Genomic DNA, 22,449 nt, shown 5'->3' on the forward strand with positions numbered 1-22,449 from the left:
ACAGCACGATCAACACGACCAGCAGGTTCGGTCCGACCAGCAGGTTCGGTCCGACCAGCAGGTTCGATCCGATCGGCGCGTTCGGTCCGAACGGTGCATGCGGTGCGGCGCTCTGATCAGCACGTCCGGTCCGAGAAGCAGGTCCGGTCAGCACGTTCGGCGCCCGCCCGCGACCGTTCGTCCCCCGTCAGCACGTCCGGCCCCATCAGCGAGAGGATCCACGGCCATGCCGAAGGAGACCGCCGTCTACACCCACGGCCACCACGAGTCGGTGCTGCGCTCGCACCGCTGGCGCACCGCCGCCAATTCCGCGGCGTACCTGATCGACGAACTCCGCCCGGGCATGAGCGTGCTGGATGTCGGATGCGGGCCCGGCACCATCACCGCGGATCTGGCCGCGCTGGTCGCCCCCGGCCGGGTGACCGCCGCCGACACCACGCGGGAGATCCTGGACCGGGCAGCCGAGGTCGCGGGCGAACGCGGCCTGGAAAACGTCGAGTTCACCATCGCCGATGTCCACGCACTGGACTTCCCCGACGACTCCTTCGACGTCGTCCATGCCCACCAGGTGCTTCAGCACGTGGGTGACCCGGTGCAGGCGCTGCGCGAGATGCGGCGCGTCTGCCGCCCCGGCGGGATCGTCGCGGCCCGGGACAGCGACTACGCGGCGATGGCCTGGTACCCCGAGGTGCCGGGCATGGGCGCCTGGCAGGAGCTGTACCACCGGGTCGCCCGCGCCAACGGCGGCGAGCCGGACGCCGGACGCCGACTGCTCTCCTGGGCGCTGCAGGCCGGCTTCACCGACGTCACCCCGACCGCCGGCAACTGGTGCTTCGCCACCCCGGAGAGCCGCGCCTGGTGGAGCGGCCTGTGGGCGGACCGCACGGTCGGCTCGGTGTACGCGGAACAGGCCGTGGACGGCGGTCACGCGGGCACCGAGGAGCTGACCGCGATCGCCGCGGCGTGGCGCGAGTGGGGCGCACGGGACAACGCCTGGTTCATGGTCCCGCACGGTGAGGTGCTCTGCCGGGCCTGAGAGCCGCCAACTACCCTTGTCCGCATGGACATTCTGGGAACCACGTTGCGCATCTGCGTCGACGACCTCGATTCCGCGGTGGCCTTCTACGAGGACCTCACGGCCAGTTCCGCACTGCGCTTCGAGCGCGGCGGGGTCTCGGTCGCCGCGATCAGCTGCTTTCTGCTGATGAGCGGTCCGGAGTCGGAACTGGAGATCCTGCGCAGGGTGACGGCGACGATCGCGGTGAAGGATGTCGACGAAGCCCACGCCTCGCTCACCCGCGTCGGCGCCCGGGTCCTGGCGGGCCCGGTGCCGACGCCGGTGGGCCGCAATCTGATCGCGGTGCATCCGGACGGCTCGGTCTTCGAGTACGTGGACCGGAAGACGGCCGCCTGACCCGCGGCCCCAGGCCCGCACCGGCGGAGAGGGGCGCGGGCCGGACGGCCGCCACCGTCACGTCCGTGGACGCATGCGGTAGTTGTACGAGTCCGGCAGCGGCTCGTCGGTGAGCTCGGCCCACACCTCGTCCAGGATCTCCGCGCCCTCGCGGAGATCGGCGACCTCGAAGCCCTCGTCGAACACGGCCCGGGCACCGGCCCGGTCGCCTTCGGCGATCAGCAGCCGGGCCTCCAGCAGGCGGAAGCGGCCGCGCTGTCGGACCGCCGGCCCCAATGCGGCCCATACAGTCCGGGCTGCTCCGGGGCGTCCCGCCGTCAGCAGCGCCTCCATCGCCTCACGACCGAGCGCCGCCGTGGCGGACGTCCAGATGTCTCCGTCGTCGCGACGTTCCGCGCACAGGTCGTCGAACGCGTCGGTGTAGAGGTCGGCGGCCCGGTCGCGCTGACCGCTCTCCCCGGCGGCGACGGCGAGGCAGCGCAGCAGCGGCCAGCGGGACGGGGCGAGGGTCAGTCCGCGCTCCCAGCTGCGGACCGCCTGGGCGCGGTCCCCGGCGTGCCACTGGGCGATTCCGAGGTGATACTCCGTGAGGGGTTCGGCGGGGGCGGTCTCCAGCATGTCGCGCCAGTGCGGGGAGACCAGGGAGGGTCCGGGCGGGGCAACCCTGCGCGGTTCGGGGAAGGCTCCCTGGTCGAGCAGCTCCAGCCAGGGCACCTGCTGTTCGCCGAGGGTCGACTCGGCGAACGGTGTGCCGGGAAGCCGGTACGCGCCGCGCCTGACTTCGAGCGCACCCCAGCCGGAACCGGTGGCGAGCGACTCTCCGGGTTCGGTGTCGGCGTGCGGGCGCCAGGCCGCGTACGCCGCGTCGACACCGGCGCGCGGCAGCGCCGCGTCGAGGCGTCGCTCGGCCTCGGCCCGGGCCGCGCCCCAGTCGTCGCCGTGCACGGCGCCGGGGTCGGCACTCAGCGGACCGTACGACTCCAGCCAGCTGAACTCGGCGCCGGGTTCCAGCGGGATGTGTTCCAGTTGGGTACGGGCGAGTCCGGCCTGGATCTCGGCGTAGCCGACGGTGCCGGGCTCCGTGAGCCACTCCTGCCAGCGCCGCCCGCCCGGGCCGCTGCCCCACAGGAACAGCTTGCGGCCGCGCAGCAGATCGGTCGACGTCTGGACAAGTCCGTGACCGTCCTCGTCGAGGGAGGCGATCCAGCGGCGGGCGCCGTCGGGCACCTCGTAGAAGTAGTCGGCGGGGAAGTCGCTGCGCAACGGGTACGTGCGGTCGACCGAAGCGGTCTCGGGGACCGGTACGCGGGTCAGACTCCGCTCGTAGCCGAAGTGCCAGGCCTCGTCGGCCGGGGCGAGGACGCGGGTGCGTTCGCCTTCGGGCACGGCGATGTTGGACCACCAGTAGACGGGGACGGTGTGCTCGTGCGGATTGCGTATCCGTATGCCGACATGCAGGAAGTCGGAGTCCTCGGGCAGCCACAGGTCCACCTGGAAGGGCAGGTCGCGCAGCCGCTCCCACTCCCAGAGGCGGACCATTTCACCGCCGTCGGGGGCGGCCACCCGTGCGGCGTGCACCGGCGCGCAGGACAGCGTGGTGTGTCCCGTGGCGCCGATGTTCCATTCGATGCCGCCGGAGAACCAGGCGCCGTTGAGTGCGAAGTCGGCGGGCTGCAGGACCGGGTTGGTGTAGAGGAGTTCACGGCCGGTCGGCTTGTGATGGAGCGAGTGGATACGTCCGCCGAGTCCGGGCAGGACGGTGGCCCGCAGTCGGTCGTTCTCGATGACGATCGCGTCCACTGCGGTGCGGGTGCGTCGACGCCCGTAACCGTCGAGGATGCGGACCGGGAGCACCGTGGCCAGTGGTGCGTAGCCGATCTGGCGTGCCATGTCACGTGGCAGCCCGGCCCGGTCGCGGTCGTCGACGACGTGCGTCTCGTCGAGCGGACGCAGTGCGGGCAGCGGGTTCTCCGGGCCCAGTGGTGCGGTCGGCAGATTCAGTACGGTACGTCGTACGGTCGTGGCCAAGGCAACCTCGCTCCCTCGCACGGGCCGCCGCAGGTCCGGGCGCCCCCCTCCGTCGACCATGGAACACGCTGGACAGCGGCCCGACCAGGGGCACTGCCGTCAGACTTCGGCAAAAGGCCGAAAGATCGCCAGGAAACAGCACGGGGATGCCGCCCCCCGATAATTCGGATGCGTTCCGCCCTCGCCTCCGTACCCTTGGCCCTCTGCGGTTCACGAGCGGAACCACGAGCGGAATACGGAGCGGGACACACGATGAGCACGCAGCACACCTACCGAGTGATCGTGCGCGGCACCTGGGACGGCCTGACGGACGAAGCACGCGCCCGGCTCCTCGCGGAGGTGGACGAGCACGGCCTGAGCGCGATGCAGTTCACCGAGGAGGGCTCGCTCACGTACGACCGTGTGCTCAAGCACTTCAGCTTCCGGTTCGTGGTCGTGTCGGACGCCGAGGACGGCGAGGAGATGGCATCCGCGATCGCCGAGGACCGGGCCGTGACGCTGCTGCGGGAGCGTGGATACGGCCATGGTGAACTGCGGTCCACGGCAACGGACATGGACACCATGAAGATCAACTACAAGGGGCGGCGGGGGCCGGGGGCGGGGTGACGGCCGGGCGGACACCGCCCTGTCCACGCTGACCACGTGCCGGCCCTCTACGACCTGGAACGGATCACCGGCTCCTGATGAGCCGCTGAGATCCGCGTGCAGGGTGACCGGCGACCTCCAGAGCTCAGGCTCCCGCATGGATGTACGCGGCCCACTCGTACGGCCGGTCCGGCGCGAGGTCTCGCAGTTCCCTGACCGCGTGGTGGAGTGCGTGAGCAGCCGTCGGCCCGTCGGCTGGTGCCCGGTTGTAGAAGGCGCGCAGGAACGCGCCGATCCGAGTGCTCTCCACCTCCCACAGAGTGCCGACGACCTCCGGGTATCCGGCCAGCAGAAACGCACTGGAGACATGCACGGCCTCATCCGTGAGCCGTGTTGAGGTACGTGCCGTGCCGCAGGCTGTGAGCACGGCGAGGCGGGTGGATTCGGGCCGGATCCGGCAGATGTCCACCACCGACAGCGCCTCCCCGGTCGGCAATTGGATCCAGCTGCCGGACGGTTCGTCGGGCGAGCTGTGGGCGTGGCAGCCGAACTGTACCCACTGCGAGCTCTCCAGGGCCGTGAGGACGTCCGTGCGGGTGGCGGCGTCCCCGACGAGCAGGTTCGGGTGGGCGAGCGCGTCCGCCGTGAGATGTGCGGCAGCCACGGCGCCCGGCAGCACCTCGTCCGATTCCGAGACGATCAGCGCATGCTCCGCCCCGGAGCCCTGCCGCCCGGCGGCCCGGGAACGCGCGTGGGCCAGGGTCTGGAACCCTGGGATGTAGGAGGACACCACCGTGTCGAGCGCGCTGCCGCAGCGACCGTTCTCGCAGTCCCCGGACAGGCACTGGGCCGCGTGCAACGGGAGCGACGTGAACGGCCCGGTCGGCACCCACCAGATCCTGGGCGGGGCGGCGTCGGGTCGCACGCACCCGTCGCGACGCAGGTGGTCGAGTACGGGTTCCACCACGGCGTGCCAGGTCCATCCGAGCAGGCGGTGGATCGTGTCCCGGGCCGCGATCAGCTGGGACGGCGGCGGCCGCCGGCTGCCGCGGGCGTAGATCGACTCGATGGCCTCACCGAACTGTCGCGCCGCGTCGGTGACCTCCTGCGCCGTGGCGTCGAGAAGAAGCGCGGTCGCCCCCTCGGGGGTGACGACGAAGGCGATGCTCGACAGGTTCAGCGCGTGGTTCAGGACGACGACCGGCCCCTCGGACGCGAGCCGGCGCAAGCGATCCGGCGGGAGTGGTGCGAGGAAGTCCTCGAACTCCGGTTCCGTCCGGATCCGCTCGATGAGCCGGTCCAGTTCCTCCGAGGCCCGTCGGGCAGTCAGCCGGGCCCGGCCGGAACCGCTGCCGACGCCCTCCTCCAACTGCCCGGTCAACTGCGTGAACCGGGAGGCGAGATCGGGATGTGCCTCGGCCAGAGCGCCGAGATCTGTACGGGATTCGAGCCGGCGGGCGAGCAGGAGGCCGCGGCCGCGTTCGTGCAGGGCGACGGCTGCCTCGATCCGGGGGCCGCGGACGGCACAGATGGGGTCCACGGCCAAAGGCCCCGACGTGAGGGCGTCGCCGTCGCCCCTGCTCTCACCGTCGTCCACGACGCCGCGACCGGCGCGCTCCACCGCCGCCTGGAGTCGCCCTCGCAGCGCTTCCAGGTGCGATCGATTGCGGTGATACAGGAGGTTGACCGCGATCATCGCGGTGAGTCCGCGCACATCGCCGTCGAAACCGAGCAGGCCGTGTTCGGCGGCGAGCCGCGGACCGCCCCGGTCGGTCACCCGCTCCAGCAGACTCACGGTCTCCGCTCCCAGCGACAGGGCGAGATCGACGTCCGACCTGCTCGTGTCGGTGCAGTTCACCGCGGCCGCGATGCCGGCGTGGGCGCGTATCCAGACCGAGTGGAGCGGACTGCGCAGCGTGGCGATGTGCTGCTCCAGCCGGTCCTCGGCACGGAAAGAGCCCAGCAGGGGGGACATCATGTCCTCCACCATGTCGAACAGCGTCCCGGAGCGTTCCCGGCCGGCCTCCGGTACCGATGGGAGATGACCGACGTCGATCGGGTCGCCGGGTTCGATGCGGTGCAGGGCGCTCAGCAGCCGCATCAGCGCGATCATGTTCGCGTCCATGTCGTCCGTGATCGTCCCGATGACGGTGTCGGCCTCGTCAATGAGCCGGGTGCCCTGGTCCGAGCCGCTGGAGCGCAGTGTCATGGATCGCTGGAGCAGCGCTCTGACCAGCGTCATTCCCGCAAACCCCCTGCGCCACCCCGGAGGGGCCGCAAGGAAGGTCCGGCGGCACCCCTCGACCTCCTCGTCCGTGGTGTCGGTCGCCGGGCCGCCGCCGGGGCCGACCAGGCCGATCAGGTCCCTCAGGCTCTCGGCGTGGATACGTTGCTCGCCCACACCGGGTTCCTGGCAGGCGTCCGCCCGCTCGCCCAGCTCAACGAGGCTCGGTAGCAGCCGCCGGGCACGCTCCAGCTGCTCCCGGTCGTGGGTGAGGACATAGGCGGAGACTCCGTCCAGCACCGTGAAGTAGGTGGCCCGGAAGGATTCCTCGACGCTCGCCGGCTCACTGTCCCGTCCGGAATCCGCCATGTCCTCCTGGACGGCCGCCGCTTCCATGACGCGGTCCGGATCTCCGGTCACCACGCCCAGCAGCATGAGCAGTTCGCGCAGCCGGGTGGCCACCGCGGCAGAGGGTCGCTCCGACTGCTCGTACACCTGCCGCAACAGTCCGACCGCCTCAGCGAGGGTCTGCGCGTCCACGTCGCCCAGGCTGCCCGTGCCCAGGGTCGCGCTCAGCAGCTCGGCCCCGGCATCGCGCAGGTCCTCGTCCCAGCCCAGCCGGTCGAGGGCGATCCGGAGGTTCTGGACCATCGAGTCCACGGCAGGCTGTTCGCCGTCGTCCTGGCCCACGAGGTTGACCATGGCCCTGATTCCTGCAAGGTCGCCCCCGATCTCCTGCCTCATCGAAGCCGCAGCGTCCGCGAGCGACCCGGCCAGCACGCGCAGCGCCTCGCAGCCCATGAGGTCCAGCGCGTGCGCCGTCTCGGCGGACCACACCGGTTCGGTGAGTGTGCACAGCGCGCCCAGTGCCGCCTCGTCCACATGCCCGGCCCGGAGCCAGGAGAGGGGTTCGAAGCCCGCCGGTGCGCAGGCGGCCGTCTCCCCGGTGACCGCGGTGGCCAGCGCACCCAACTGCCCGGCCGCCTGCGGGGAGCTCTCCGCCATGGCCTCGGCCTGGCGCCGGGCAGCGGCGGCCAGGACGACGCCGTAGACGGGGCGTGCCGCGTCGTCCGGTGCGAGCGAGTCGAAGGCCCGGCGGTATCGGCCGGTCCGTTCCGGCGGCCGGTCCGTGGGGTCGTCCGCCGCCAATTCAACGAGGCAGTCCGCGAAGGCGATGGCCGCCCGCAGGTCGGCGGGGAGGCCGGGCAGGCCATGGCCGAGGGCCAGTTCCTGCGCCAGACCCAGGATCCGGTCGAGCAGTGCGTTCATCTCACCGGCCCGGTGACCGTCCTGCCTGCGCTGCAGGCCGAAGTACCGCAGGACCGCCACCTCGATCTGTTCCGGCACCTGGGCGGCGGGCCGGGAAGCGTCCTCGGTGCCCTGCCCCAGTCGGTCGAGGATGTCGTGCAGTGTGGCAGCGAGCGCACCGCGGGCAGGGTGGTCCGGCGGCAGCGTGGCGAGCGCGGCCCGTACACGGACGGCCGCACAGGCCAGGGTGGGCAGTTCGCCGTCATCGACGGCTGCCGCGGAGAGCAGCAGGCCGGTCCCGGCGTGCAACTCGGCAGGGTCATGGTGGGCGGCGCGCCACAGTTCCCTCAACTGCGTGACGCGTTCGACCGTTTCGGGCAGCGGTGTGATGGCGCAGGTGTTCAGCAGTTCCTCGACCCTGTCCGGCGCCGGCTCGCCCAGCAGCACCGCGGCCTGGACGACCACGTCGAGCATCAGCGGCAGCAGGCTGCCCTGGCGGGGGTGTTCGGCCGGCACAAGGACGCATGCCTTGGCCGCGGTCCGTGCCGCCGCCGTGAGCGAATCGGGCTCGGCCAGCGCCTCGAAACGCTGCATGCGTACGGCGATGAGTGCCGTTGAGACGTCACCGTAGCCCTCGTGGTCGGGGGGCATGGCGAAGAACGCGTCGAGCAGCCAGGCGAGTGCCTGATCGAACAGGGCCGTGGCCGCGGCTGCGTCGCCGTGCTCCATCGTCCGCACGGCCAGCGCACCGCAGGCGGACCCCATGACGCAGGCGAAACCCGACAGGCGCACGAGCGCGTCGGCCTCCAACTCCTCTACTCCCGGGGGTAGATCCGGCAGTACGTCCGGATCGGGCAGCAGCGGACGAAGGACGTTGCGCAGGGCGAGGGCGAGTACCGCTTCCTCGTCGGCCGCCGGATTCCGGTCACCGGCGCTCGCGCGGTACCAGTACGTCCAGCAGACGAGCAGAAGGGGCCCGAACCGGACCTCGACGTCCGGTGCGGGTGCCGCCTCGGCGAGAAGTCCGAGCGCGTCGGTCTCGGCGCTCTCGCTCAAAAGCGCTTCGAGGTCCTGTGTCTTATCGGCCTCGGCAAGCCGGGCGGCCACGCGACGTGTCAACTCGCCGTCAGACATGGCGCGTATCATACTCTGACGGATCTTCAGAAGACTCGACATTCTGATGGCGGTTCGAGAGCAAGGGGCCGCGGCGCACTTACGGGGGAGCGTGGCAGGTGAGCAAACTGGAGCGCCAACGGCGTGAGGCCTACAGGGACGCGGTCGAGTACCTATGTGCCCAGTTCGCTTCCCTGAACGAACAGCTCGGCGGCCCGGAATGGACACGGGCGGTCGAGACGATCACCTCCGGTGAACCGTACACAGAGAGGTGGTACACGGCCGTCCGGCTCCTGCACGAGGCCGTCGAGGACGCGGGTGTCCCGGGCGGGCTCGGCCTGACCACACCCATGGGCGTCCAGCAGTGGCCGGCCGCCCAGCGCCGCACCACCGGCTGGGTGTGTCCCAACAGTTCCTGCTCACGCGTGCAGCGCTCCGCGGGCGGCCCGGAGCAGCTGCCCGCCCCGGAATGCGCTCTGCTCGGACGGGCGATGCGCTTCGTGGCGGACTGAGCGGCATGGGCCTGCTGCTCGCACTCCAGAGCCGGATACCGGACCGCTGGTTCCTCAGACGCCTGCTGCCGTCGGCCCTTTTCGTCGCGATCGCGTTCCTCGTCGGCGGGCTCGGCCAGTCCCGCTGGTACGACGCCGAGCTCGCCGCCCGTCGGCTGGAGCAGTACCTCGGCGCGGAGGGCGGCACCTCGGCGCACACCACCACGACGGCGCTGCTGCTCTACGCGATCGCGGTGGCCGCGGGCGCGTTCGCCGTCCCCATGGCGGCGCAGGCCGTGAGCGTGCTCGCCGCCGGTGCGTGGCCGTGGTGGCTCGCGCCCCTGAGCGAGCGAGTCCGGGAACTGCGTGTGCGGCGCTGGCGGTCGCCGGACGAGCTGCGTGACGACGCCCTTCGCAGCCGCGGCCGCGGGGAAGTGCTGCGCGCCGCCAGGCTGGAGGCGCGCGCGGCGGCGGCCCCGCAGTCCAGCCCGAAGACCCCCACGTGGACGGGGGACCGGCTGCGGTCCACAGGGGACCGGGTACGCGAGGTGCGCGGCCTCGACATCGAGACGTCGTGGGTCGCCCTGTTGCTGGACCTGCCGGACACCGCCCGCGCCGCCGTCGTCGAAGCACGCGACGGCTACGACGGCGCATGCGAGGCGATCGTCTGGAGCGTCGCCTACCTGGCTCTCGGAATGTGCTGGTGGCCGGCCGCGGTCGCGGGCGCCATGGCGTGGCTGGCCGCCTGGCGGTGGTTGCGGCACGCGGGCGACGTACTGGGGAGCACCACGGAGGCCGTCCTGTGCGCTCCCGCCGCCTGAGAGCCTGTCGGGTGACCTCTGGTCGAAGGTCACCCGACAGGCCCTGAGCAGGTCCTGAAGGTCACCCGACAGGCCCTGAGCAGGTCCTGTTACGGCGACTGCGCAGCCGTCGGCGCTCGTTTCGCCCCGGCGCCGGGGGGCCGATTCCGCCGTGCGCCGCGAGCGGTCAGCCGCTGTCGCAGACGATCGGCTGCGTCCGTGGCCCTGAGGCCGTCGGTGTCAGCCACGCCACGCAGACGGCCGTGGCCGTGTGCCCGTCCTCGGTGATGCGCACCGCATACCGCACCGGACCCGGCTGGGCGTCGGCTTCGGCAGTCAGCTGCCGGCCGGCGGAAACGGTGGCCCCCGCAGAGACCCGGCGCGGCGGAGCCCCGGCAGAAGCGGCCCGCCAGCCGGGCGGCAGCACCGGCGGGCGGACATCGACGGCCATCGCCCGGTTCACCGTACTGGTGAGCAGCAGGCCGGGCCCGCTGGGGCGCAGCCGGAGCAGCTGGTTGGAGGGCGACCAGACACGCAGCGTTCCGACGTCCACTCCCCTGGGTTCGTCACCCCCGGGGACGACGATCCTGATCGCCGTCGCGGTCACCCCCACGGTGATCTCGTCCTGGGCCACACCCGGGGCGATACTGGTGACATCGTGCTCGACGGTCCGCGCCACCCACCCGCCCGCACCGTTCGGCGTCCGGATCTGCAGCCTGTCGGTGGGCGGCCCGCCGAGGGCCCAGCCGGTGAGCACCAGCTCGACCCGTGAGATCGGGACCGGTACGCCGAAGTCGACCTCCAGCCAGTCCGACGCCCCTCGAACGCCCGCACTGGGGCTGCCTGCTGTCGACCAGAAGCCGTGGATCCCCATCCGCGGTCCGTCCGGCGACGTGCCGTCGGCCGAGTAGCTCGCTTTGAACTCGGGCCATGAAATGCCCTGGTGAAAGGTCGTCAGATCGCGGTCGTGCGTGAAGGCGGGCAGCGGGTGGGCCCACCGGTCGAAGGCGCCCGGCAGGCCGAAGAGCGAGGTGCCCGGAAGGGCCGCGGTCAGCAGCAGCACGAACATCAACGGAAGAGACACGAAGCCGACGAAGTGGGAGAGCAGCAGCGTGTGTTGTGCGGGTCCGGGCCGGGCCGCCCTGTGGCGGTGCCCGCGAACCGGCCACGGCACGCGCAGCGGTGGGACGACCCGGCGCCGCCGGGGAGCCGCCGGAATACCGGCCGTCCACAGCAGCAGTCCGCCGAGATCCGTATCCCCGTCCGCTCCCGCCTCGTCGGCCAGAAAGCGTACGGGAACGCCGGACTCCCCCACCACACGTACCAGGTTTCCGGCCCCCGCGGTCACCAGCCACTGCCGGACGGCGTCGTCGCCGTTCGCGAGCCCGGCGCCGGCCGAGGTGCGGCGGAGCGCGGCGGTCTTCGTCATGACGACGGCGATCCGCCGCGGGCGGTGGTCCGCAGGAAGGGACGCGACGTTGCGCAGCACGCGTTCGGCGGTTTCGACGGGTTCCTGCGCGGCCCGCGGCACCGAGGAGATCCGCTCCCGGTCCTCGGTGGTCGACGCGCGCCGCACGGCGGTGAGCGCCGGCCCGTCGAGCACCAGCAGCAGGCCGTCGGCGTGGCGCAGACCGTCCACGGTGTCGAGCTCCGCCTGTTCGGCGAAGGCAGGCCCCGGCGGATCGAGCAGGACAAGGGAGCGGCGTCCGCCGCGCAGCCCGAACAGGCCGGTCGCGGCGGCACCCGGCACCCCACCGCCGACGCTACCGCGCAGCGACCGTACCCGCCGGGCCAGTTGCGTGAGCCCGCTGCGGACGACGACACTGCGCCCGGAGCCGGGCGCCCCCGCGATGAGGACCAGATGGGTTCGGCAGTCGCCCCGCAGCATCGCACGGGAGCAGTGCGGGCACCGGGCGTCCAGCCGCCGTACGCCGGACACGATGGCCGCGGGCAGCCGGATCCCGCAGCGGCAGATTCGGTGCAGGGCGCCGTTCCGGTCGGGTTCGAGCCGCCGGTGCTGCGCGCCGCAGCCGGGGCAGAGCCTGATGGGCAGGGCCACGACCCGCCCGCAGTCGGGGTGCGGGCACACGGTGGTGGCGCCCGTCAGCCGGCGGCCGGCCCGGTCGACCGCCCGGCAGAGCTCACAGAACAGCCGGAATGCGGCCGTCAGCACGGCCCAGACCAGGAGGCGGAGCAGCAGCGCCGGCAGGAACAGAACGGCCGTTGCCAGGATGACCGCCAAGGTCCAGCAGCCGCGGTAGGCACATCCGAGGAGGCCGAGACACAGATCTCCGAGGGCCTCGACGCGTCTGCGGGGGCGGTCCTTCGCTGTGAACAGTTCGTAGTCGCGCGTGAGCGCGCTCGCCACTTCCTGGGCGTACGCCTCCCGTACGTCCCGGCACAGGGCCCGGAACACCCGCGGGCCGGCCCGGTGCAGATACGGGGCCCTGACCGGCTCGGTGCCCGTGGCCGTCGCGCCGGGCGAACCGTCGCCGGACAGCCGCCGCACAGCACGGAGATGACGCCAGATCAGTCGCGGCAGCACTCCGCAGGCGTAGTAGAAAGCGAGACCTACGGCCGAGAGCAGGAGGAACGTGATGCCGCCTGCGACGACGGCGAAAGGAATGATCAGCACCCCGAGGGCGATCTCGGCCCACTCACGCGCCTTCTGGGCCCTCGGACGCAGCCACGCTGCTGTCTCGCGTACGCGCTTCGGCAGCTCGGGCCTCCTCACCGTCCGTGTACCGCGCGATCGAGAAGGCCGAAACGGTGCAGCAGCCACAGCAGCGGGTCCTCGACCCGGTGCGGCCGCGGTCCACCGGGCGGCGCCGCATCGCCACGCGGTGCGGCGCCCAACGCCGAGAAGGCGAAGAGCTGGTGGTCCGCGCAGGCCTCACGCAGCCGCTGGTCGATGCCGTCGCTCTGCCACAGCGCCAGCAGCGCCCGCAGCTCCGTGTCCACCGCCGAACGGTCGACGGCATCGAACCCGGGACCGGGAGAACGCCGCCGGTGCAAGGGCGAGTTGGGCGGTAGCTGCGGGGAGACCAGATCGAGTTTCGCCACCGCGACGGCGACCGGAATGCCGATCCGGCCACGGTCCAAGGACCTGGCTTTGACCGTCCGCAGCCGGTCGAGCACGCGATCCACCACCTGAGCGGAGCTTGCTGTCAGCGCCCGCCGCCCCGGCCGGGGCACGGCGCCGGTCAGGTCCCGAGGGTCGAGCAGGAGCACGATCGCGTCCGCCCCGGCCAGTCTCCGCAACTCGCCCTCGGCCGGCTCCCCGCCCGCGAACTGCCTGCCGGACGTGTCCAGCAGCACGAGCGACAGGGCCTGCTCGCGCCGACCGGTGCGCCGGCTCAGCCGGTGGACGAGCGGGCCCCCGGGCGGGAGGGTTGCGGGAAGCAGGCGCGCGTCCTCGTAGAGGGGCTGCTCGTACCGCCGGTGGACATCGGTGGCCGTTCGGTCGTCGCGGGGCATCAGCGCCACGCCCAGCTCCTCGCCGAGGCGGTGCCGCAGCTCGTGCAGCGCGACGGCGGTGAAGGTACTGCGTCCGCTGCCCGCCGGGCCGGCCAGGACGACCACCCGGCTGCGGTCCCGCAAGTAGCCCTCCGGCAGCCGCTCGTCGCACCGCCCGCAGTGCGGGCGTGAGGTCGTACGGCCGCAGGTGCCGCAGAGGGCGGCCGACAGGAGCGGATCGGCGGCGGACCGGCGGAGGTCGCCGCCGCAGCCCCCGCGGACGCACCGGAAGCCGATGTCGGCGCGAGTGATCCGCCGCAGGCACGACGGGCACGCCCAGGTGTCCGCGCCGCGGTTCAGGAATGCCATCTGCTGCGCTCCGCCCGTCCGGCCCCGATCCGTAGTCGCCTCGTGGGGGGATCGACGAGGACGGCCTCCTCGCCGACGGCGAAGCAGCGCAGCCAGGGGGTATGCCCCCGAGGCAGCCGGGCCGTGAGTACGACCGGGCGTCCGGGGCCCACTTCCACGGCGTCGAGTTCGGCGAGCGTCTCGCCGTCGCCCGCGGCGAGCGGCCAGGAAGGGCCCTGCGAGCCGACCAACAGCAGCCCCGGCACGCGTACGAGGGCCGCGGATGTGAAGACCGCCCGCACCGACGACCGTCCCGGCAGCCCTCGGCGGGTGAGCGTGTAACCGATCTCCAATCGCGCGGGCAGTTCCAGCCGCACCGGTGCGCCCACCGCGCGTAGGCCCTGCATCCTGCCGACGGGACGCACTTCGATCTCGACGGCTGCGCCGTCGGAGACCGGGAGCCGGGCCCCGCCCCGGTGCAGGTAGCCGAGGCGGGTGACGGCGCGTCGGCGCGATGTGCCGTCGGCGGTGATCCACGTCAGCTCCACCTCGCTCGGTCCGTCCGGCGGCCAGCCGAAGGTGACCACGGCCTCCCCCGGTCCCCTGACCGCCGCCACGTCGCTCAGCTCCGGGATCGCCACCACCAGCTCGCGGGCACCGGCCACGGCCCGGTCGCCCGCGACCGTGGCCGCCAGCACCACGCTGCTGTGCTGCGGCGGCCGGAAGCGCAGACCGCCGCTGAACGGACGGGCGCTGAGCCTGACGCCCTGGGCATCGAGCTCCGGGGGGCGCAGGCGCCGCCCCACGGGCCACGGCGGAGGGCCGTCGAAGGCGTAGAGCCGGACCTCACCCTGTGGTGGGTCGAACCGGGCCTCGAACAGCGCACGCTCCTCGGGCACGGGAATGATTTTGAGGTTGGTGACCGGCACGGGCGGGCTGAACGGGGTCGCCGTCAGCCACCTGCCCTCGGAGGCCGACACGGTGCCGTCGTCCTCGCGGTAGAGCGTCTGGACCAGGTAGCGGTGCGCGACGTCGTTGGGCAGTTCCCGATCGGTGAAACCGTTGCGGCGGGCGGCCACCGGCCGGTCCCGCCCGATGCCGGGCCGCTGGGCCACACGCACGGACTCCGCTTCGGCCGGTAGCTGCCAGCGGGCAGTCACCACACCGTCCTCCGCCTCCAGTACGGCTTCCCGGACCTCTGGCCGGTACCGCAGCGGGCCGCAGACGGCGAGCTCCGACAGCGGACCGTCCGTCTCGACCGCGCGCCGGACTGCGACGCCGTAGTGGACGGGCACGTTCACCGGGGCGTCGGTGTCCAACAGGCGGCACCCGCCCTCCGTGGGTGGTGCCAGCACCGCCCCGTCCGTCGCAGAGCGCGGTGCGCGTCCCACCCGGCGCACCACCACGTACGTCGGCTCACCTGCGGTCGACGGGGTGGGATTCCAGGCGACCAGCACACCCTCGGGGTCCGCCGTCGCCGACACCCGGGGGACCGGCAGCACGGGGAGCGAGCGCCGTACTTCGTCGATCCGATGCAGGTCTCTGACCATGGCCTCGGCCTGGTCCAGCAGGGTCCAGGCAAGGTCGGGCGCGTCGGTCGAGCGAATGGAGGCGTGGGTGCTCAGCTGCCATGCCTCGGCCAGTGTGGCGCGCACCTGTGCGGCCAGCGCCACCGCCTCCTGCGGCAGGGCCTCCGCAGGGAGCCGGTCCAGGACCGTCGCAGCCTCAGAGAGCAACCCGTCGGCGACGAGCGACCGCAGCCGCGTGGTGACCGGATCGGCGGCTTGCTCGTGCAGGACGGCGAAGACCAGCCGGCGGGCGTCCGGCGGCGCCATCGACAGCTCACCGGTGGCGTACCCGAGCAGGCTGCGCGCCCCCACACGGGCCGCACGTCGCGCCCGCAGCAGCTCGGCCAGCTCGTGGAGCAGGACTGCTTGCAGGCCCTCGGGACCTGCGTCGCCGAGAACCTTGCGCGCGGCGGCGACGACGGCCTGTGCCGCCGTGTGGGCGGCACTGTGCGGCAGGCGGCCCCAGCGCCGGGCAGCTGCCTCCAGCTCGCTTGCCGTGGGGCCGGGGCCGGTGAAGGGCCGCACCGGTTCGGTCCGGCGCTCTCCGGGTCCGTTCGCGTTGAGGAAGTCGGCGAGATGACGCAGCCGCAGCACGGCAAGGTGCCGTGTACAGCGGGCGTAGGCGGGATGCGGCAGCTCGCGGGGAAGCGGGTCGGGGGCGGCGACGACTATGGACAGGGTTGCCAGGGCGGTGTCCACCCGCGCCGCGTCCGCCCCGTGGACGACACCGGCCTGTCGCCGCGTCTCGTCGGTGATCAGCCCGAGTCCCTCCGCGGCCTCGGTGAGGGTCGCGGCCAGCTCCCCCTTCGCGGCGGCCGACCGCCGGTCCTGCTCGGCGAGGGCCGCGTGCAGGGGAGCCAGATCACCGCCCTGTGCCGCGTCGAACAACGCCTGGTGGACCAGATGGCCCGCTTCCAGCTCCTCGATCACCGCCCGGTACGTGAGCCGGGTGCGCTGGCGCCGCCAGCACGCCCGTACCGCCTGCACCGTCTCGATGACCGCCGGGGCGGAGAGGCGCTGCGGGAGCTGATAGCGGAACCGCAGGTCCTCCCGGACCGGCAGGCCCGCGTCGAGCACCTCGCGCCGGTAGCTCGGTTCGTCGAATGCCATGATCCGTCCGCGCCCGACAGCCGTCAGGCGATCCGTTCTTGGCTCAGAGCGGTACGGGCCTCGTCCACATCGTTCTGGGTCATGCCGCCGATCTGCACGGACAGTTGGAGGCGCTTGCCCGTCTCGCGTTCCGTGGCGACCACTTCGAGCAGACCCGAGGTGTTGAGTGCGAACTCGCAGGCGAACGGCCACCGGGCGGGCTTGCCCGGCGGGATGTCCAGATCTCCCTCGGCGACCACGGTGTTGTGGTCGAGCTGCTCGGACTCGACGGCACCGGCCTGTTCCATCACTTGGATGTGCACGCGTCGCTGGTTGTCCGAGACGGTGTAGAAGTCCTCGCTCACCGCGGCCGGCAGGCTGTCGTTCGCGTGGACGAGGTGCGCGACGTAGGCGCGGTCGGTCTCGACGTCCAGCACGCGGATGCCGTAGCCGCGCGAGGCGACGGTCGAGACCTTGTACGCCTGCCGCGTGATCCGGCCGGTGTCGGGAACGTCAGGGGCATCCGCGGCGCGCAGCTCGCCGGAGCTGATGGCGTACAGGGCTCGATCGAGGGCGTAGAGTGCCGCGCCGCGCGCCACCGTCAGATCGGGGTTGTGCAGGCGTGGTTCGAAGCCGAATCCGTCGTGCAGCCGCTGTGCGACCGCAGGCATCTTGGACGCTCCGCCGACCAGCAGTACCTCATCGAAGTGCGCGATCCCGCGTTCGCGGGCGACCGCGACGGTGCGCCGGGTGATCTCGACCGTCCGGTCGAGCAGGTCGGAGGTGAGTTCCTCCAGCAGCTCGCGGGTCAGTTCGACCTCGGTGACCAGGCCCTGGTGCATGACGCGGACGGTGTACTGCGAGCGGAAGGAGAGCGCCTTCTTCGCCTCCTCGGCGTCCCGGCGCAGCTGGGTCTCCGAGTGCTGGTCCGCCAACGGGTCTTCGGCATCGGGGAACTTGGCCCGGAAGGATTCCACCAGGTGCATCACGATGCGGTCGTCGAAGTCGGATCCGCCGAGCTCCTTGGCACCGTCGGTGCACAGGACCTTCAGGTCCGTGCCGCGCAGGGTCAGCACGGTGGTGTCGAAGGTGCCGCCGCCCAGGTCGTAGACGAGGACGGTCCGGTCGCCCCCCGTGGCAGCGTCGAGCGCCCCGTAATCGAGCGCGGCAGCGATGGGCTCCGCGACGATGTCCAGCACACGCAGGCCGGCGATCTCGCCGGCCTTGCGCGTGGCATCCCGCTCCGCGAGCCCGAAGTAGGCCGGCACGGTGATGACCACGTCCCGGACCTCGGCGCCACCGCTGACCCGGGCGTCGTCGGCAAGTTTCCGCACGATACGCGCAGAGATCTCCTCGGGCGTGAAGGGCCGGCCGTGGAATGTGCGCACCACGGACTCCCCCATGTCCCGTTTGATCAGCTGGACGACGTGCTCCGGGTCCAGCACGGCCGCGTCCTTGGCACTCTGGCCGACGACGGTCTGGTCCTCGTTCTCGAAATACACCACCGAGGGAGTGGTGTCCGAACCCTCCAGATTTCGTAGCACCGTGGGCCGGCCGACATCGTCGACGCAGGCGACGCAGGAGTACGTTGTGCCGAGATCGATTCCGTAGACAGCCATATGTGGATCCTTACCTGTCGCGGCCTGCTGGAACGGGGCGGAAGGTTGGCCCGTCAGGGCTCCCAATGAGTGACGACGACCTCGGACTTGCGCACCACGCGGTCGCCCTGCTCGAAGCCCGCCGAGACAGCCCGGCCGACCGTGCGGTCCTGTTCGGGCGACGCGGCGGGAACCCGTCCGACCGGGCGGTGCCGCCCCACGTCGTACGGCTCCCCCACCTGGGCCGCATACCGGTCGACGCCGGTGGCCGCCAGAACGTCCGCGGTCTCGTCCGCGAGCGCACGCAGCAGGGTACGCAACTCCTCGACGCTCAGAGGGGCGTCGACCAGCTCCGCCTGCCGCTGGATCTGGTCATGCAGGCGGATCAGTGGGCGGCGTACGACGTCGAGGGCCTGCTCGACCTCCCCGCGGCGCAGCTGCTCCAATTCCGTGTGCAGGCGCGTGATGACGCCCTCCCGCAGTTCGGCGAGCTCCTGCTCCCGCGCGAGCGCTGCCATGAACTCCTGTGCCATCTCGGGCAGTTCATGGGCCGGCTCGGCTGCGCCCGCTTCGGTTGATGCCTCGGACATCGTTACCCCCTTCCCACCGAAAGGTACTTTCGACAGTAGCTGCTGGAGTGCGGCCAGATGGCCGCGTTCCGCAGATCGCTGCCCGTAGGCCGGTCCAGTATCGGCATATGGCCGAGAGCAGGCGGTCTTGTCGGCCACGCATGGGTGGGCGCGGACTTGACGGACATATGTATGCGCCCGCTTCCCGCCCGCAGAGTGCACACTTCCGCGGCGCAAACCCGGACCCCCCACGACCGCACTCGAAACCCGCCGGCGGGCGCGACCGAGGGTCACCCGACAGGCTCCGCCGAGTGGTCGTCGCGCGCCCGGCCTGCGGTGGTCCGCTCAGCCGAGGTCCACCTCCGGCTCGTACATGTCCAGCCACATCGCGAGGTCCAGGGTGCGTTCCAGGCCGCGGCGGGACGCGGAGGTGATCCGGGGCGCGTCGTGGTCGGCGACCCGTTGCAGCCGGGTGCGGTCGATGAGGTCGAAGACCCGGTGGTCCGGGCGGGCGAGCAGATCGTGGGCGTGTTCCTGGAGGGCGACGGCGTACTTGGGGTCCTGGGTCGACGGATAGGGGCTCTTGGTCCGCTCGTACACGGACTGGGGGAGCAGATCCGCGGTGGCCTCGCGGAGCAGGCTCTTCTCCCTGCCGTCGAAGGATTTCAGGGCCCAGGGGGCGTTGTAGACGTACTCGACGAGCCGGTGGTCGCAGAACGGCACCCGGACCTCCAGGCCGACGGCCATGCTGGCGCGGTCCTTGCGGTCGAGCAGGATGCGCACGAACCGGGTCAGGTGGAGGTGGCAGATCCGGCGCATGCGGTACTCGAAGTCGCTCTCGCCGGTGAGCCGTTCGATGCCGGAGACGGCGGATTCGTAGCTGTCACGGACGTACGACTCCAGGCGGAGGGCCTGGTTCACGTCGTCGCGGAGCATGCCCGCGTCCTCGCCGAAGTGCTCGGCGAACCGCACCAGCCAGGGGAATGTGTCGGCGCTGCGGGCCTCCTCGTCGAAGAACTGGAGGTAGCCGCCGAAGACCTCGTCGGCCGATTCGCCGGACAGTGCGACGGTCGAGTGCTCGCGGATGGCCCGGAAGAGCAGGTAGAGCGAGGCGTCCATGTCGCCGAGGCCCATGGGGATGTCCCGGGCCCGGATCATCCGGGCGCGCACCTCGGGATCGGCGAGGGATTTCGGGTCGAGCACGATGTCACGGTGGAGCGTGCCCGCCAGCTCGGCCACGTCGTGCACGAACGGGGTGTCGGGGGTGGTGCGCAGCTCGTCGGCGACGAAGTTCTCGGTGCGTCCGACGAAGTCGACGGCGAAGGTACGGGCCTTCTCGCCGATCTCGGCGAGCTGCCGGGCCGCGAGCGTGGTGACGGCGGAGGAGTCGAGGCCGCCGGAGAGCAGGATGCAGCGCGGTACGTCGGAGACCAACTGGCGGCGCACGATGTCGTCCAGCAGTGACCGTACGTGGGCGATCGAGGTGTCCCGGTCGTCGGGGTGCGGCCGGGTCCTGAGCTGCCAGTAGACGTGCCGGTGCAGGCCGTTTCGGTCCACGGTGACGACCGTGCCGGGCTCCACCTCGTACATGCCGTCCCATACGGCGTGGCCGGGGTTCTTGACGAGGGTGAAGAGCTCCCTGAGGCCGTCCAGGGTCACCCGGGGCCGGGCCTCCGGATGGGCGAGGATGGCCTTGGGCTCGGAGCCGAAGAGCACTCCGTCGGCCGTCGGCCAGTAGTAGAAGGGTTTGACGCCCATCCGGTCGCGGATCATCACGAGCTTGTCGTGGCGGCTGTCCCAGAGAGCGAAGGCGTACATGCCGTTGAGCCGTTCGGCGACGGACTCGCCCCACTCCAGATAGCCGTGCAACACGACCTCGGTGTCCGAATCGGTGACGAATCGGTGCCCACGTGCCACCAGTTCGGTGCGGAGTTCGGTGAAGTTGTACGCCTCACCGGAGTAGACGAGCGCGACGTCCCCCTCGGGGGTGCCGACGCTCATGGGCTGGCGTCCGCCGGGCAGGTCGATGATCGCGAGCCGCCGGTGTCCGAGCCCCGCGTGAGCGGCGATCCAGGTTCCCCGGTCGTCGGGGCCCCGGCAGGCCATGGTCTCCGTCATCGCGTCCAGCGTCGCGGCCTCCTCGGCCGACCTCAGATCGCGGTCGAAGGAGACCCGGCCGACGATGCCACACATAAGCGTCCTCCCGATCCGGTCCCGGCCGGAACTGGGGTCGTACGCACGGTGCCGACCCGTGGGCGGCATGCCGAGGACGACAGCCCGGCAGAACCAGTTGTATTGAGCAGCTATGTAATGAGCCTCTGCCTGGGATTGCGTACGGTCAACACGGTCGTTACATGGAGGCGGCCCGGCTCCTCATACTTTCGGCCGCGACTTTTCCCTTCCTATACAGGGCGCCGCACTCCGCAACCCGTACGGCAAGGGGCCCCTGGGCGGGGGAAGGAGTCCGAATCGGCCACGGGCAAAGACTTGCTCAATCCGGGATGGGCCAGTGAGGTGCACCCTGCGGTCGACAAGGTGGCCCCGTAGCTCATGACGGGCAGGCGCGCCTGCCCGTCGTCGTTTCGCAGCGCGTGGGGGGACATGGGGACATGCGCAGCGCCTGGAAGACGGAGGCAGGCGGCGACATCGTCCCCCCGGTCAGGAAGCGCCGGTCAGGAAGCGCCGGTCAGGAGGCGCCGGTCAGGGAGATCGTTCCCGGGGCATAGGGAGTGATCTCGATCTCGGTGATGAGTCCGGAGGTGATCCGGAAGCGGATGAGCGCGTACCCGTGTCCGCCGGGCGCGATGACGGCTCCGGGGCGACCCGCGACGAGAACGGGGGCGGTGGCAGCGATCCGGCCGATGAAGGTCTTCGTCTCCTCGGCAACGGCCGTGGCGCCGCGGACTTCCGTGTGCGCGCCGACGGGAAGGAGCCGAGGGTCGGTGGTGCGGACGGCGCCGGGAGCCATCAGAGTGACGAGACGTGTGAGGTCGCCTCCGCGAGCGGCCGACAGGAATGCCTCGATGATCTCGAAGTGCCGAGCGTCAGCGGTCTCGGCCGGCCGAGCGGCTCGGAGCCGGGTGCGTGCGCGGCTGGCCAGCTTCTTCGCCGCTGTCTCGTTCGTGTCCAGCACGGCGGCGACCTGGCCGAACGGAACAGCGAAGAGATCGTGGAGTACGTAGGCCACCCGTTGTCCGGGTGACAGCTCGTGGAGGAGCACGATCAGCGCTCTGGAGACCTCTTCGCGACGGAGGAACGCCTCGTCGGCGCTCAGGTGGTCGCCGGGAATGTCTTCGGACAGCAGCGGTAGTTCGCCACGTCGCTCGCGGGTGCGGAGAAGGTCGAGACACAATCGCGCCGTCACGGTGGTGAACCAGCCGTCCGGGTTGGCGACCTCGGCGAGGTCGGCGGACTGCGCTCGCGTCCACGCGGCCTGGACCATGTCCTCCGCGTCGTGATGGGAACCGACGATGCGGTACGCCAGCGACATCAGGCGCGGACGTGCCGCTTCAAATCGTTCAACGAGTTCCATGCAGGGGGTCACCTTTCGTGTGCGCTCAACGTCAGGAGGGGCGAGAGAGACCAGCCACCTGACGAGCACACCCGAAGGAGACACCCATGAGCGTACAGATCGTGCGGTTCAGCACTACCACCGAACAGGCTCCGGAAGCCGAGGATGCCATCAGGGTGCTCTTCGCCGCCGTCGACGAGGCCGCGCCGACCGGCATCGAGTACACCGCGGTGCGGGTGCATGAGGGCCCGGAGTTCCTGCTGATCCTGAATCTGGCCGACGCCGGGGCCAACCCGCTCCTGGAGATCCCGGCGGCCCTCGAATTCAGGACCAAGGTCGTCGCGTGGGCGGGTGCGCCGGTGCCGCCACAGCCGGTCACCGTTCTGGGGCGGTACTCGCGCTGATGG

General features: G+C 71.6%; 15 protein-coding genes. 6 read left to right on the plus strand and 9 right to left on the minus strand.

The genetic code is table 11. From position 1 onward, the window contains the following. Positions 1-226 precede the first annotated feature (226 nt). Positions 227-1,036, plus strand: coding sequence for a class I SAM-dependent methyltransferase (locus ACFVUT_RS28560; protein ID WP_389653193.1), 810 nt, complete (start codon positions 227-229; stop codon positions 1,034-1,036). Between the two features lie 24 nt (positions 1,037-1,060). Further along, complete coding sequence (locus ACFVUT_RS28565) at positions 1,061-1,414, plus strand: VOC family protein (protein ID WP_389653189.1); 354 nt, start codon at positions 1,061-1,063, stop codon at positions 1,412-1,414. A gap of 57 nt (positions 1,415-1,471) precedes the next feature. Here the strand turns inward: ACFVUT_RS28565 and ACFVUT_RS28570 are convergent, their stop codons facing one another. Next, positions 1,472-3,442, minus strand: coding sequence for a DUF5107 domain-containing protein (locus ACFVUT_RS28570; RefSeq protein WP_389653186.1), 1,971 nt, complete (start codon positions 3,440-3,442; stop codon positions 1,472-1,474). Between the two features lie 252 nt (positions 3,443-3,694). Between ACFVUT_RS28570 and ACFVUT_RS28575 the strand changes: the two genes are divergently transcribed. Continuing rightward, positions 3,695-4,048, plus strand: a complete 354-nt coding sequence (locus tag ACFVUT_RS28575; RefSeq protein WP_389653184.1) for a DUF6204 family protein — start codon at positions 3,695-3,697, stop codon at positions 4,046-4,048. Positions 4,049-4,172: 124 nt separating this feature from the next. Here ACFVUT_RS28575 and ACFVUT_RS28580 read toward each other — a convergent pair whose 3' ends face one another. Beyond that, entirely contained in the window at positions 4,173-8,633 is a 4,461-nt protein-coding gene (locus ACFVUT_RS28580; protein ID WP_389653180.1) for a CHAT domain-containing protein, read from the minus strand. A 98-nt stretch (positions 8,634-8,731) separates the two neighbouring features. Between ACFVUT_RS28580 and ACFVUT_RS28585 the strand changes: the two genes are divergently transcribed. Together ACFVUT_RS28585 and ACFVUT_RS28590 are read left to right on the plus strand one after the other, a co-directional pair. Beyond that, positions 8,732-9,124, plus strand: a complete 393-nt coding sequence (locus tag ACFVUT_RS28585; RefSeq protein WP_389653177.1) for a hypothetical protein — start codon at positions 8,732-8,734, stop codon at positions 9,122-9,124. A gap of 5 nt (positions 9,125-9,129) precedes the next feature. Beyond that, entirely contained in the window at positions 9,130-9,924 is a 795-nt protein-coding gene (locus ACFVUT_RS28590; protein WP_389653174.1) for a hypothetical protein, read from the plus strand. 166 nt (positions 9,925-10,090) lie between these two features. Here ACFVUT_RS28590 and ACFVUT_RS28595 read toward each other — a convergent pair whose 3' ends face one another. The 7 genes from ACFVUT_RS28595 to ACFVUT_RS28625 form a co-directional block, all read right to left on the minus strand. Then, entirely contained in the window at positions 10,091-12,637 is a 2,547-nt protein-coding gene (locus ACFVUT_RS28595) for a hypothetical protein (RefSeq protein WP_389653171.1), read from the minus strand. Continuing rightward, positions 12,634-13,728 carry a hypothetical protein gene (locus tag ACFVUT_RS28600; protein ID WP_389653168.1) on the minus strand — a complete coding sequence of 365 codons (1,095 nt, stop codon included), beginning with the start codon at positions 13,726-13,728 and terminating at the stop codon, positions 12,634-12,636. Before ACFVUT_RS28600 ends, ACFVUT_RS28595 begins: the two co-directional genes overlap by 4 nt. After that, positions 13,716-16,385: a hypothetical protein gene (locus ACFVUT_RS28605; protein WP_389653165.1), complete on the minus strand. Its 2,670-nt coding sequence runs from the start codon at positions 16,383-16,385 to the stop codon at positions 13,716-13,718. Before ACFVUT_RS28605 ends, ACFVUT_RS28600 begins: the two co-directional genes overlap by 13 nt. A 23-nt stretch (positions 16,386-16,408) precedes the next feature. Further along, positions 16,409-17,983 (minus strand): Hsp70 family protein, encoded by a 1,575-nt coding sequence (locus ACFVUT_RS28610; RefSeq protein ID WP_389653162.1) that lies wholly within the window; start codon positions 17,981-17,983, stop codon positions 16,409-16,411. A 53-nt stretch (positions 17,984-18,036) separates the two neighbouring features. Next, positions 18,037-18,552: a nucleotide exchange factor GrpE gene (locus ACFVUT_RS28615; RefSeq protein WP_389653159.1), complete on the minus strand. Its 516-nt coding sequence runs from the start codon at positions 18,550-18,552 to the stop codon at positions 18,037-18,039. A 324-nt stretch (positions 18,553-18,876) separates the two neighbouring features. Beyond that, positions 18,877-20,724 (minus strand): asparagine synthase (glutamine-hydrolyzing), encoded by a 1,848-nt coding sequence (gene asnB, locus ACFVUT_RS28620; protein ID WP_389653157.1) that lies wholly within the window; start codon positions 20,722-20,724, stop codon positions 18,877-18,879. A gap of 493 nt (positions 20,725-21,217) precedes the next feature. After that, positions 21,218-22,063, minus strand: a complete 846-nt coding sequence (locus ACFVUT_RS28625) for a sigma-70 family RNA polymerase sigma factor (RefSeq protein ID WP_389653154.1) — start codon at positions 22,061-22,063, stop codon at positions 21,218-21,220. 86 nt (positions 22,064-22,149) lie between these two features. Between ACFVUT_RS28625 and ACFVUT_RS28630 the strand changes: the two genes are divergently transcribed. Beyond that, a complete protein-coding gene (locus ACFVUT_RS28630; protein WP_389653151.1) occupies positions 22,150-22,446 on the plus strand; it encodes a hypothetical protein in 297 nt (98 codons plus the stop codon). Positions 22,447-22,449: the final 3 nt, after the last annotated feature.

The sequence above is a fragment of the Streptomyces sp. NPDC058051 genome, assembly GCF_042885475.1.
In the GTDB taxonomy this organism is placed as follows: Bacteria; Actinomycetota; Actinomycetes; order Streptomycetales; family Streptomycetaceae; genus Streptomyces.

Coding starts and splice junctions, on each gene's coding strand:
- asnB (WP_389653157.1), bottom strand. CDS start 20,724: ATGTGTGGCATCGTCGGCCGGGTCTCCTTCGACCGCGATCTGAGGTCG.
- ACFVUT_RS28590 (WP_389653174.1), top strand. CDS start 9,130: ATGGGCCTGCTGCTCGCACTCCAGAGCCGGATACCGGACCGCTGGTTC.
- ACFVUT_RS28605 (WP_389653165.1), bottom strand. CDS start 16,385: ATGGCATTCGACGAACCGAGCTACCGGCGCGAGGTGCTCGACGCGGGC.
- ACFVUT_RS28600 (WP_389653168.1), bottom strand. CDS start 13,728: ATGGCATTCCTGAACCGCGGCGCGGACACCTGGGCGTGCCCGTCGTGC.
- ACFVUT_RS28565 (WP_389653189.1), top strand. CDS start 1,061: ATGGACATTCTGGGAACCACGTTGCGCATCTGCGTCGACGACCTCGAT.
- ACFVUT_RS28580 (WP_389653180.1), bottom strand. CDS start 8,633: ATGTCTGACGGCGAGTTGACACGTCGCGTGGCCGCCCGGCTTGCCGAG.
- ACFVUT_RS28630 (WP_389653151.1), top strand. CDS start 22,150: ATGAGCGTACAGATCGTGCGGTTCAGCACTACCACCGAACAGGCTCCG.
- ACFVUT_RS28575 (WP_389653184.1), top strand. CDS start 3,695: ATGAGCACGCAGCACACCTACCGAGTGATCGTGCGCGGCACCTGGGAC.
- ACFVUT_RS28560 (WP_389653193.1), top strand. CDS start 227: ATGCCGAAGGAGACCGCCGTCTACACCCACGGCCACCACGAGTCGGTG.
- ACFVUT_RS28610 (WP_389653162.1), bottom strand. CDS start 17,983: ATGGCTGTCTACGGAATCGATCTCGGCACAACGTACTCCTGCGTCGCC.
- ACFVUT_RS28615 (WP_389653159.1), bottom strand. CDS start 18,552: ATGTCCGAGGCATCAACCGAAGCGGGCGCAGCCGAGCCGGCCCATGAA.
- ACFVUT_RS28625 (WP_389653154.1), bottom strand. CDS start 22,063: ATGGAACTCGTTGAACGATTTGAAGCGGCACGTCCGCGCCTGATGTCG.